The sequence below is a fragment of the Proteus faecis genome (assembly GCF_003144395.1).
GTDB classification, from domain to species: domain Bacteria; phylum Pseudomonadota; class Gammaproteobacteria; order Enterobacterales; family Enterobacteriaceae; genus Proteus; species Proteus faecis.
The window spans coordinates 622,784-635,174 of the sequence record NZ_PENZ01000034.1; the positions used below are offsets into that span (position 1 = coordinate 622,784).

General features: G+C 38.3%; 11 protein-coding genes. 4 read left to right on the forward strand and 7 right to left on the reverse strand.

Annotated elements, in window-relative coordinates; genetic code table 11:
• Positions 1-78: 78 nt before the first annotated feature.
• Together gapA and DK858_RS12485 are read left to right on the forward strand one after the other, a co-directional pair.
• On the forward strand, positions 79-1,074 hold the full coding sequence (gene gapA, locus DK858_RS12480; RefSeq protein ID WP_072064109.1) for a glyceraldehyde-3-phosphate dehydrogenase: 996 nt from the start codon (positions 79-81) through the stop codon (positions 1,072-1,074).
• A gap of 114 nt (positions 1,075-1,188) precedes the next feature.
• Positions 1,189-2,073, forward strand: a complete 885-nt coding sequence (locus DK858_RS12485) for a D-hexose-6-phosphate mutarotase (protein ID WP_109397682.1) — start codon at positions 1,189-1,191, stop codon at positions 2,071-2,073.
• 99 nt (positions 2,074-2,172) lie between these two features.
• On the opposite strand, the gene DK858_RS12490 is transcribed toward DK858_RS12485, so the two are convergent.
• From DK858_RS12490 to fadR, 5 genes are all read right to left on the reverse strand, one after another.
• Positions 2,173-2,925: a MipA/OmpV family protein gene (locus DK858_RS12490; RefSeq protein WP_109397683.1), complete on the reverse strand. Its 753-nt coding sequence runs from the start codon at positions 2,923-2,925 to the stop codon at positions 2,173-2,175.
• A 94-nt stretch (positions 2,926-3,019) separates the two neighbouring features.
• Entirely contained in the window at positions 3,020-5,323 is a 2,304-nt protein-coding gene (hypF, locus tag DK858_RS12495; RefSeq protein ID WP_109397684.1) for a carbamoyltransferase HypF, read from the reverse strand.
• Between the two features lie 49 nt (positions 5,324-5,372).
• Positions 5,373-6,485: an alanine racemase gene (gene alr, locus DK858_RS12500; RefSeq protein WP_109397685.1), complete on the reverse strand. Its 1,113-nt coding sequence runs from the start codon at positions 6,483-6,485 to the stop codon at positions 5,373-5,375.
• Between the two features lie 13 nt (positions 6,486-6,498).
• On the reverse strand, positions 6,499-7,803 hold the full coding sequence (locus tag DK858_RS12505) for a D-amino acid dehydrogenase (RefSeq protein ID WP_109397686.1): 1,305 nt from the start codon (positions 7,801-7,803) through the stop codon (positions 6,499-6,501).
• Positions 7,804-8,277: 474 nt separating this feature from the next.
• A complete protein-coding gene (gene fadR / locus DK858_RS12510; RefSeq protein WP_072064116.1) occupies positions 8,278-8,997 on the reverse strand; it encodes a fatty acid metabolism transcriptional regulator FadR in 720 nt (239 codons plus the stop codon).
• 233 nt (positions 8,998-9,230) lie between these two features.
• Between fadR and nhaB the strand changes: the two genes are divergently transcribed.
• Positions 9,231-10,775 carry a sodium/proton antiporter NhaB gene (gene nhaB, locus DK858_RS12515; RefSeq protein WP_109397687.1) on the forward strand — a complete coding sequence of 515 codons (1,545 nt, stop codon included), beginning with the start codon at positions 9,231-9,233 and terminating at the stop codon, positions 10,773-10,775.
• Positions 10,776-10,953: 178 nt separating this feature from the next.
• The gene (dsbB, locus tag DK858_RS12520) at positions 10,954-11,478 is read left to right on the forward strand and encodes a disulfide bond formation protein DsbB (protein WP_109397688.1); all 525 of its coding nucleotides are present in this window, start codon (positions 10,954-10,956) and stop codon (positions 11,476-11,478) included.
• 84 nt (positions 11,479-11,562) lie between these two features.
• Here dsbB and DK858_RS12525 read toward each other — a convergent pair whose 3' ends face one another.
• Positions 11,563-11,835: a putative hemolysin gene (locus DK858_RS12525; protein WP_369961330.1), complete on the reverse strand. Its 273-nt coding sequence runs from the start codon at positions 11,833-11,835 to the stop codon at positions 11,563-11,565.
• Between the two features lie 69 nt (positions 11,836-11,904).
• Positions 11,905-12,237, reverse strand: a complete 333-nt coding sequence (locus DK858_RS12530; RefSeq protein WP_006532970.1) for an SMR family transporter — start codon at positions 12,235-12,237, stop codon at positions 11,905-11,907.
• Between the last annotated feature and the right edge of the window lie 154 nt (positions 12,238-12,391).

The window sequence follows — 12,391 nt, forward strand, 5'->3', positions numbered from 1 at the left end:
CCGCTTGACGATTGGCGCGGTTTTGGTAACTTTAGAATCAACTTTTTAATTCACTAAATTAAAGCTGGTGGAATACATATGACTATCAAAGTAGGTATTAATGGTTTTGGTCGTATCGGCCGCATCGTTTTCCGTGCTGCTCAAGAACGTTCAGATATCGAAATCGTAGGTATTAACGATCTGTTAGACGCAGACTACATGGCATACATGCTGAAATACGATTCAACTCATGGCCGTTTCAACGGTACTGTTGAAGTAAAAGATGGCCACCTCGTTGTTAATGGTAAAACCATCCGCGTAACTTCAGAAAAAGATCCAGCAAATCTGAAATGGAACGAAGTCGGTGCTGATGTTGTTGCAGAAGCAACCGGTCTGTTCTTAACTGACGAAACTGCTCGTAAACACATTCAAGCTGGTGCGAAAAAAGTTGTTCTGACTGGTCCTTCAAAAGACAGCACTCCAATGTTCGTTATGGGCGTAAACCATAAATCATACGCAGGCCAAGACATCGTTTCTAACGCATCTTGTACTACTAACTGCTTAGCGCCTTTAGCTAAAGTTATCAACGACAACTTCGGTATCGTTGAAGGTCTGATGACTACTGTTCACGCAACAACTGCAACTCAACGTACTGTTGATGGTCCATCTGCAAAAGACTGGCGTGGTGGTCGTGGTGCTTCTCAAAACATCATCCCATCATCAACTGGTGCAGCTAAAGCTGTAGGTAAAGTTATTCCTGAGCTGAACGGCAAACTGACTGGTATGTCTTTCCGTGTTCCTACTCCTAACGTTTCTGTTGTTGACCTGACTGCACGTCTGGAAAAACCAGCAACTTACGCTCAAATCTGTGACGCTATCAAAGCTGCAGCTGAAGGCGAACTGAAAGGCGTTCTGGGGTACACTGAAGATGCAGTTGTTTCAACTGACTTCAATGGCGAAGTTCTGACTTCAGTATTTGATGCTAAAGCAGGTATCGCTCTGAACGACAACTTTGTTAAATTAGTTGCTTGGTACGATAACGAAGTTGGTTATTCAAACAAAGTTCTGGATCTGATTTCTCACATCTCTAAATAATTAGAGTCTAGAAAGTCACGATTTCTTTTAGAGCCACCTTTTCGGTGGCTCTTTTATTTTCTAGCCAGTCAGTTTATTGTATTGAAATAGTCAGTGACATAAGGTCATAAGATAATGAATGAGAAAATTTTTTCTTTGCCGATTATTGAACAAATATCACCTTACTTAAGTCGTCGGCAATTAGGCGAGCTTCCTATCCTTGTTATTTCACACCCTAAAGTACGCGCAGCTATCACTCTTCAAGGCGCACATTTAATTGCTTGGCAACCCGCACAAGAACATCCTGTATTTTGGGTAAGTGAGGCCTCTCTCTTCACTCCTGGCGTTGCCATTCGTGGCGGTATTCCTATTTGCTGGCCTTGGTTTGCTTCAGCAGGTACACCAAGCCATGGATTTGCGCGAATTCTTCCTTGGGAATTTAGTGCACATACAGAACAAGATGATGGTGTTCTCATCACCATGACATTAAAAGAGAGCCAACAAACACAAAAATATTGGCCTCATCCCTTTACTGTTATTGCTCGTTTTAAATTAGGAGCAACCTGTGAGGTTGAATTAGAATCTTACGGTGATTATGAAGCAACAGCTGCCCTTCACTCTTATTTTAATGTGAGTGACATTGATAATGTTTCTGTAACCGGCCTAGGAAGCCACTACATTGACACAGTGGCAGATAAAGAGGTTTACACTGATGAAACCTCATTGCGCTTTAATGGGCGCACTGACAGGCTGTATACTGAGCCTGAAGATTTTAATCTTATTCATGATGACGGCTGGGATCGTACGATTGAAGTTCACCATTACCATCATAGCGATGTCGTGTGCTGGAATCCCGGCGCAGAGCTTGCAAGTTCAATGAAAGATATGAGCACAGGTGGCTATCGTAAAATGGCTTGTGTAGAAACTGCTCGTATTCACCAACCATTAAAACCAGATAACGTTCATCCTGGTCGTTTATCTCTGGTCGTTCGTGTTCGTAAAAATATAGCTGAAAAATAAACTATTGCCGATATCTAACACAATAAAAAAGCTTCGAATTTAAATCGAAGCTTTTTTATCATTGTAAATCTCACTAAATTCTAATTAGATTTTAGCTAGTTAGAATGTGTAAGTCACACCAGTCCACATAATTGCAGTCACAGATTTATTCACCATAGGGCTATCTTTCACTTCACTTGGTAAATGGTCGATACGTCCCATCGCAAAGAAATTCCATTTTTCTGCAAATTTATAGTTAGCTGAGATTTCAAAATAAGGTCTCCAGCTATCATTTGGCGTATATTCTGCTAAACCACTGCGTTGTGATTCTGCTTGACTAATTCCATAAGCATAACGGTTTTGCTTTTTGTTTTCCCAAACAACACCTGCACCAGGTTGTAAAGACCAGTTACCCAATTTGAAAGGATATAAATAAGCAGCATCAGCGATAATGCCATTACTTTTGCCTAACATATCACCCGATACGATTGCTCTTAAGCTACCCCATGATTCATGGTGTTTATAAGTAAAGCCACCCATCATTGTGTCACGACGACGATTCAGTTTTTTCATTTGCTCGTCGTCACTATCGCTTGGTTTATAAGCCTGAGGATAATAGTGTAAATCAACAGAGAGTTGATCTTTGGGTGTATTCCACAGGTAATATCCCGCGGCTAACGTCGCAAAATAAAAATTCTCTGATTGGTAATTAACTTGAGGTACTGGCAATAAATAATCTTTTGATTTAGCCCCTTTATAAGGCTTAACTTGCGCTAAGACTGAACCACCTATTGACCATTCTCCTGCAAATGCTGCTGGCGTGCTAAGCCCTGCGATAACAGCTAAAGAAATGATAATCTTCTTATTACTCACGATGATTTTCCATATTGTCATTAATAAAGTAGCAACCAAAAACCTATTTCAGTCACAAATAACTAAAATTATTATTATTTTACCTATAATCATTTTAGTTTTGCATTAAATGTGTAGCAATCAGTGCTTGCCCTAATGCAATACCACCGTCTCCTGCTGGTAATATCTTAGGGGCGAGTACTTTTTTATTGTTTAATTTTTTCTTAAACAGGCGTTTGAGTAATGTATTATTTAATACCCCTCCTGTTAGTACAACGGTATCAATCTGGTATTTATCTGCATATTGCAATGCAATATCGCCCAAACTTTCAGCTAATAAATAATGAAATAGCCATGCCTTTTCACTAACATTAAGCTTTATACTTTCCCATTGCGACCAAAAAACGCCCAAATCAAGCACACTATTTTTTACAGGCATCAAATGCCCATATCGCTCAATTATTTCTGCCTGTTTTTCTTTATGACATGCTAATGCAGCAGTTTGTAGATAACAGGCGGCTTCACCTTCCCAGCTTATTTCTTTAGGCGCTAATCCTAATGATGCCGAAACCGCATCAAAAAAACGGCCACAAGAAGAGGCTTTAGGTGAGTTTAAGCCACGTTCTAAGGCCTTACTTAATATCTGTAAATCATGGTTAGGTATCATTTGGGCAATCACACTACCTCGCCAATCTTTAGAAAAAGTAGCTAAATGTGCGAACCAGTTTCGCCAAGGTTGAATAGAGGCAAGATTACCTCCGGGCATCGCAACAGCTGGAAGTCCACCAATCCGCTCTGAGCTTTTATAGTCCACCAGCAGACATTCCCCTCCCCATAACGAGCCATCTTGCCCAAAACCTAATCCATCAAGAGCAATACCAATGACAGCACCTTGTCGATGAGTATGGCCATGTTCAGCAAGGCAAGAAACAATATGTGCATGGTGATGAGAGACTTCAATAACAGAAATATTTTGTTCTTGAGCAAACTGCTTACCCAACTGATGACTGATGTAGTTAGGATGTGCATCTATTGCTATAGCTTTAGGTGTAAACCGATAAATTTGTTGGAAAAGAGCCAACGATTTTACCAACTGCTGTCTCACACTTAAATCATCAAGATCGCCTAAATGAGGCCCCATAATCGCTTGATGTTGACGTAATAAACAAAATACATTTTTGAGATCACCGCCCATAGCAAGTACTGAGGGTTGTGCTCCAAAATCTTCCGGTAATGAAATTGCATCAGGAACATAACCACGAGAGCGTCTGATCATCACGCTCTGTTTACCCTCAATGCGAACTAATGAATCATCAGCTCTTTGTATAATTTCTCTGTTATGCATTAAGAATAAATCTGCAATATCTTTCAATTGCATTAAGGCCTCTTCATTACTTAATGCTGGTGTATGACCTGAGGCATTTCCTGATGTCATAACAAGAGGAATGTTCGTACCACGCGCTAATAAATGTTGTAGTGGATTGGCCGGCAACATTACACCTATTTCAGTTAATCCTGGCGCAATAAGATCCGCAAGTTTAGGTGTAACAGTTTTAGGAACTAATACAATTGGGGCTGCCGTACTTTGCAATGTTTGAATAGCTGTTGGAAGAAAATCCGGATCATGCTCATCTGCTTTAATTTGATCAATGCCTGTGAGCATCACCGCTAATGGCTTCGCGGGTCGATATTTGCGTTCACGTAATAATGCAACACTCTCATTATTACGTGCATCACACACTAAATGAAAACCACCAATACCTTTAACTGCAACAATCTTTCCAGCAAGTAACGCTTCACAGGCTTGAGTTAATGCATCCTCTTTTGTGACTAATTCTTTACCCTGATTATCTGCAAGCCAGATATGAGGCCCACATACAGGACATGCATTAGGCTGGGCATGAAAGCGCCGATCTGAAGGATCTTCATATTCGTGTTTACATTCAGGACAGAATGGAAATTCAGACATTGAAGTAAAAGGCCTGTCATAAGGCATTTTCTTGATGATAGTAAAACGAGGGCCGCAATGTGTGCAGTTAATAAAAGGATAATGATAACGACGATTTTGTGGATCAAACAATTCATCAATGCAAGCTTGGCAAGTTGTTGCATCAGGAACAACTTGTGTATCCATTTCGCCACCACCGCTTTTTACAATAATAAAATCAGTAGGTAGCTGTTCCCATTGATAGGGTGATTCTTCTATACGTTCAATGCGTGCTAATGGAGGACATTCTTCTTTTAATGCTTCTATAAAGAGCGCATTTTTAGGTGAAGGCGTTAAATGTACCAATACACCCAAACTATCATTACTCACTTGCCCTAATAAACCAAAACGATGAGCTAATTGCCAAACAAATGGACGAAAACCAACGCCTTGAACCTTTCCTTTCACACGCAATGCAATGCCGTTACTCATAGGATCACCAAATCAAAATAAATTTAATCTTATTCTAGTTTAGTGATTATCAACAACTTTCATTTAGATCAGAAAAAGTGGAATTAGGTAAATTTATCATCACTTCAACAGTAACTCTTGGCGCTATTGCACACAATAATTCATAACCAATAGTGCCACAAGCCGTTGCAACATCATCGACAGAAAGTTCTTCCCCCCATAATTCAACTGGGCTACCGCAATTGACATCAGGAAAATCTGTCACATCAATAGTTAGCATATCCATAGAAATACGCCCTACCAATTGTGTTTTATGCCCATTAACAATAACAGGTGTACCATCTGGTGCATGTCTTGGATAACCATCAGCATAACCACAGGCAACCACACCAATCCGCATATCACGCTCAGCGGTATATCGGCTACCATAACCTATCTGCTCACCTTTTTTGACTTGTTGAATAGCTAATATTTCACTATTAAATGTCATTACAGGTTGTAAATCGAAATCAGCAATATCTTGCCAAATACCCGAAGGCGAAACACCATACAAAATAATGCCAGGACGCACCCAATCGTGATAAGTTTCAGGATCAAATAACGTTGCTGCTGAATTGGCCAAACACCGAGGTAAATCATTTACCATGGCCTGATTAATGGTGGCCTTTTGTGTATTCATATTCAATCCAGTATCAGCATTAGCAAAATGCGACATTTGGATAATAGAACCAATATTTTTAATACTTTTTGCACGATCAATTGCTTGCTTATAGGTGTCTGGTCGGTAACCCAACCGATTCATTCCACTATTTAGTTTAAGATAGATGTTAATCGGTTTTTCTAATTGTGCATTTTCTATGGCATCAAATTGCCAATCAGAATGCACTGCTGTTGTCAGAGAATAACGCTCTAATAAATAAACATCTTCTGGCCTAAAAAAACCTTCCAGCAAAAGGATAGGCCCTACCCATCCTTGCTCTCTTAACATGATAGCTTTATCTAACTCAATTAATGCGAAACCATCTGTATGACTTAATGCAGGCCAAACACAGGATAATCCATGTCCATAAGCATCTGCTTTCACAACAGACCACACTTTGCTGCCTTTAGTTCTCTCTTTAATAACAGACAGATTATGGCTTAATGCATCGAGGTTAATGGTTATTTTTGTGGGTCTGGACATGGTTTTTCCTCAATTAATAAGCTGCATCAAGTTTTTGCCCCGGTAAGAGCAATTTAGTATTAAAGCCATCGATATACCGAAATACAGATAAATCATCAGCAGCAATAGCAGGTTTATTCCCTGATATTAAATCAGCCAATAATTGCCCTGAGCCACATGCCATTGTCCAACCTAATGTGCCGTGCCCGGTATTTAATGATAAATTGCGATAAGCCGTAGGCCCGACAATCGGTGTACCATCAGGTGTCATAGGCCTTAAACCTGTCCAAAATGTAGCTTTCTCAATATCACCACCACCTTGATAGAGATCTTGTACAACCATTTTTAATGTTTCACAGCGTGATTTTAAAATATTCAGATTAAAACCAACGACCTCGGCCATTCCACCGACACGAATTCGCTCATCAAAACGTGTTACCGCAATTTTATAAGTTTCATCTAAAATAGTGGATGTTGGTGCTCTTGAAGCATCAATAATCGGCATCGTAAGCGAATAACCTTTAAGGGGATAAACTGGAATGGCGACTTTGTTTTTCAAAAACTCTGTTGAATAAGAGCCCATAGCAACAACATAATGATCAGCAGTTAATAACCCATCATGACATTGAACGCCCGCTACTTTATCACCATCAAATAACAAATGTTTGATTTCTTTGTTAAACAAGAATGTGACACCAGCATCTTCTGCCATTTTAGCGAGTTTTTTCGTAAAAATTTGGCAATCACCCGTTTCATCATTTGGTAAACGTAAACCACCTGTCAATTTGTGACTAACATGCTCAAGTGCAGGTTCGGCTAATTTTAGTTGATCTGCCGTTAACAATTCATAAGCAACTCCCTCTTGCTTTAATACAGCAATATCATTGGCTGCATTATCAAATTGCTTTTGATCACGAAACAGTTGCAGAGTACCACCTTGACGACCTTCGTATTCAATGCCAGTGTCTTGGCGTAATTGACGAATGCAATCACGGCTATATTCGGCAATACGCACCATGCGGCTTTTATTCATGGTGTAATGTGATGCATCACAATTACGTAACATTTGCCACATCCAACGTAATTGGAAAAGAGATCCATCAGGCTTAATCGCTAATGGTGCGTGCTTTTGGAACATCCATTTTACTGCTTTTAATGGGATACCTGGCGCTCCCCAAGGCGTTGCATACCCCGGAGATATTTGACCTGCATTACCAGCACTAGTCTCTTCTGCTGCACTATTTTGTCTATCAACAACAATAACTTCATGGCCTTGTTGCACAAGATACCACGCACTCGTTACACCAATAACGCCGCCACCTAAGATGATCACTTTCATGGCAAGACTCCAATAATTTACATTGATATAACATAAGAATAATATTCCATACACAAAAAGCCAATATAGAATAATCATCTAGGCCAATAAAAAGATAGATTTTAGAGTTAAGTCACACTTGATTGTTATTCGATAAGTAATTTTCAAAAAAAAATATTGAATTAACACATAAAATCAACAAGATATAATTTTTACTATAATTTATAAAAATATTGTTTAATAAATTATTTTAAATTGAAGAAAGTTTTATGTGTAGGGAAAGAGAATAAGAGTTTTATTAAAATCCAAAAATAACTCAAATTATAGATTATAATTCTTGAATTAACTCAATTTAGTTATTCTTTTTACTAAAAATAATCTATTTAAAGCATTGCCTAAAAAAATGACCTATTGGGCTTTTTAAATGCATAAAAAAACCAGTATCACAAATTATGTAAATACTGGTTTTTTATTGTGATAACGCAACAAACTTAATTAGCGTTTTACTTCTTCTAGGTCACTCGGTAATGGTGACTGTAAACTTTGCCAGATAATACCACTGTCTTTACCATATTGGCGGACACATTCCATGACATGCTCGACATCTTTTTGCTCACATAATACAGCCAGTTTTTTATAAAATGCTAACGCGAGTTCTTTGGCTTGAATATTTGAGAAATAATAACGACCTACACGGGTATAAAGCCCTTTTAAACCGTTTAAGATAAGACCATAAATTGGGTTACCTGATGCAAACGCCAATCCTCGAAAAATGTTGTAATCCAGTTCACTAAACTCATCAGCACTATTTTCAGTGGTAAGCTCATGATTTAAAACTTCAATACATTTTTCAGGACTATTTCTAAATGCTGTACGTATAAAAATAGCTGAGATATTAGTTCTGACAGCCAATAAGTTGTCTATTAATTGTGGTACTCGATCATGATCAAGGCGAGCGACTGTTTCAAGGATATTAAGGCCTGATGTTTCCCAGAAATTGTTTACCTTCGTTGGCTTTCCGTGTTGAATAGTTAACCAACCATCACGAGCAAGACGTTGTAACACTTCTCTTAATGTGGTTCTTGTAACGCCAATTAATTCAGAGAGCTCACGTTCCGCTGGAAGAATAGATCCAGGAGGAAAACGATTATTCCAAATGCTTTCAACAATATACTCTTCCGCAAAACCTGCGGGGCTTTGAGCCTTAATAACCATATTTTTATTTCTTCCGAAGCGACTTTTCTGCTAATAATGAAAAATATAATATCAGAATGCGTAATTTTGATATAGCTCAACCATCATTAAATAGTGAATGGCATCATAAAACTTGATGTCGTTTTGCCAATTAATTATGACTAATGAGCTTAATTTCACAGCGATTAGCGCGTACTATGGTTAGATTGCGTATCATTGCGCTAAAAATCTCTATTTGGAGGATGAGAAACCTAATGGACATGAGTATAAGACAAGCACTACTAAAGAACTTTATGGGGAACTCCCCTGATTGGTATAAGCTTGCTATTCTTACTTTTTTAATTATCAACCCACTGATTTTTTTCTTTATTGACCCTTTTGTTGCCGGCTGGCTATTAGTTGTAGAATTTATTTTTACACTATCTATGGCACTAAAGTGTTACCCATTACAACCCGGAGGATTACTTGCTATTGAGGCCGTCATCATTGGTATGACTAGCCCAAAACAAATTGGTCATGAAATTGCCAACAACCTTGAAGTGATTTTGCTTCTTGTCTTTATGGTTGCAGGTATCTATTTTATGAAGCAATTATTACTGTTTGCTTTTACTAAACTACTGTTATCTATTCGTTCTAAACGAATGTTATCTATTGCCTTTTGCTTTGCGAGTGCATTTTTATCTGCCTTTTTAGATGCTTTAACCGTTATCGCGGTTGTAATCAGTGTCTCTCTCGGTTTCTACTCTATTTATCATAATTTTGCATCTAATCAATCAGGTACAGAATTAAGTAATGATGGGTTTATTGATACCGCAGAAAAAAAACAAACTTTAGAACAATTCCGTGCCTTTTTACGTAGCTTAATGATGCATGCTGGTGTCGGTACTGCGTTAGGTGGCGTAATGACCATGGTAGGTGAACCACAAAACCTGATTATTGCGAAACATTTAGAGTGGGATTTCGTGACCTTCTTTATCAGAATGTCACCAGTGACTATTCCAGTCTTCTTTGCTGGTCTTGCTGTGTGCTACTTTGTTGAACGCTTTAAGCTCTTTGGTTATGGTGCTGAATTACCTGATTTAGTTCGTAAAGTTCTCACTGAATACGACAAGAAAAACAGTGAAAAACGCACTTCTCAAGAAAAAGCACAACTGATAATCCAAGCATTAATTGGTATTTGGTTGATTGTTGCTTTAGCGCTTCATTTAGCAGAAGTCGGTATTATCGGTTTATCTGTTATTATTCTCGCCACTGCATTTTGTGGGATCACAGAAGAACATGCACTTGGTAAAGCATTTGAAGAGGCCTTGCCTTTCACTGCATTATTGACCGTTTTCTTCTCTATTGTTGCTGTTATTATTGATCAACAATTATTTGGCCCTATTATTCAGTTTGTTCTTCAAGCTTCCGAATCCTCACAACTGTCTCTTTTTTACCTCTTTAATGGTCTATTATCTGCTATATCAGATAACGTGTTTGTGGGTACGGTTTATATCAGTGAAGCTTTAACAGCATTGCAAGATGGATTAATTAGCCAATCACAATATGAGCATATTGGTGTTGCTATTAATACAGGTACAAATTTACCTTCTGTTGCTACCCCAAATGGTCAAGCTGCATTCCTGTTCTTATTAACATCAGCACTATCACCACTCATCCGTTTATCATATGGTCGTATGGTAATAATGGCACTGCCATATACAATCGTAATGACATTACTTGGTTTACTGGCCGTTGAGTTTTGGCTTGTCCCTGCAACACATTGGTTCTATGACATTGGTTTAGTTGCTATTCCATAACAATTGATCCACAGTTACACCACATAAATAGGACTTTTATTCGATAAAAGTCCTATTTCCTTCATAAAAACAAGCTTCAATGTAAATATTTGTGAAATAACGGGTTTTAACTTTTTTTGCGCTTGATTTTTGGGCAGAATAGACACTTATTTTATTTAATATTTAAATGGATATTATTATGCTGACATCTCTTCGTCACTGGTCCCAAAGCCGTTTTTCATGGCTATTGCTTGCATTAACAGCAATAGGTCTTGAAGGTGCTGCATTGTATTTTCAGTACGGAATGGAATTAATGCCTTGTGTAATGTGCGTCTATCAACGCATCGCGGTATTAGGGATCTTAGTTGCTGCATTGATTGGCGCATCCGCACCTAAAATGGCACTTATGCGTATGGCAGGTGGTTTTTTATGGATTTATTCTGCATACCGAGGAATTGAACTCTCTTGGGAGCATACACAACTTATTCTGAACCCCTCACCTTTTGCAACCTGTGACTTTTTTGTCACTTTGCCTTCTTGGTTTGCCTTGCAAGATTGGTTCCCTGCTGTATTCCAAGCAACCGGTGATTGTTCTGTCAGCCAATGGCAATTCTTAACTTTAGAAATGCCACAATGGATGCTTATTATTTTCTCTGCCTATTTTGTTGTAGGTTTATTAGTATTAGTAAGCCAAATAACAAATTCTTTTAAAACAAAAGAATAAAAAAGAAAATAGCCTTTAGCGATAAACTAAGGGCTATTTTTATAATAGAAACGTAGCGATTAAATATTCAACCAAAAACAAGCTTTAACCTGGAATACAAGCTCCTTCAATTAAAGCTTGTTCACTACAACGCTTACCATTAGCAAATTGACACACTGGTGTCTGCCCCCCATGCAATTCATAGTTTAAAGACGGCACGCCACCAGAAAAGACACAAGTAGCCTTGGCTGACTCTTCTAAGGGAATATCAGGACTCGTTATCGGTATTGTCCGATTTTTACTCACTATTTGTGTAGATGGATGTTGTGTCTGCGCTGAATTACTGCATCCTGCAATAAAAGCAAAGCTAGTTAACATTGATAGATAACAAGCTATTTTAAATTTCTTTTGCATCAAAGACACCCTAATTTCTTCCAGTTATTCCTATTAATGTGAAGCACTTTTTGAAAGTAGATTTATAACTAAAACACCAGCAATAATTAAAGTCATACCAACAATAGCTGGTAAATCGAGTTTTTGTTGATAGAGAAACACCGCTGCAACAGAAACTAAAACTATTCCTAATCCACTCCATATAGCATAAGCAATACCTAATGGCATAACTTTTACCACTTGAGAAAGTGCCCAAAAAGAAAAACAGTAACCAATGACGACTACAATAGATGGATATAATCGGCTAAAACCATCAGAAGCTTTCAACATTGTTGTCGCAATGACTTCAGATATAATTGCCAACATTAGGTAAGTTAATCCATTCATTTTTTAGTCTTAATCCTATACAAAGTCAATTTTGTGAATTCTATCACAAGCTATCCTCATACAGTTCATGCAATGTGACTGCTCCCCGCCCTGTCGGGCGAGGCTTCCCACTTCTTAGACCGCAACCGTCTGTGTGACGGATTTACGCTGGCCT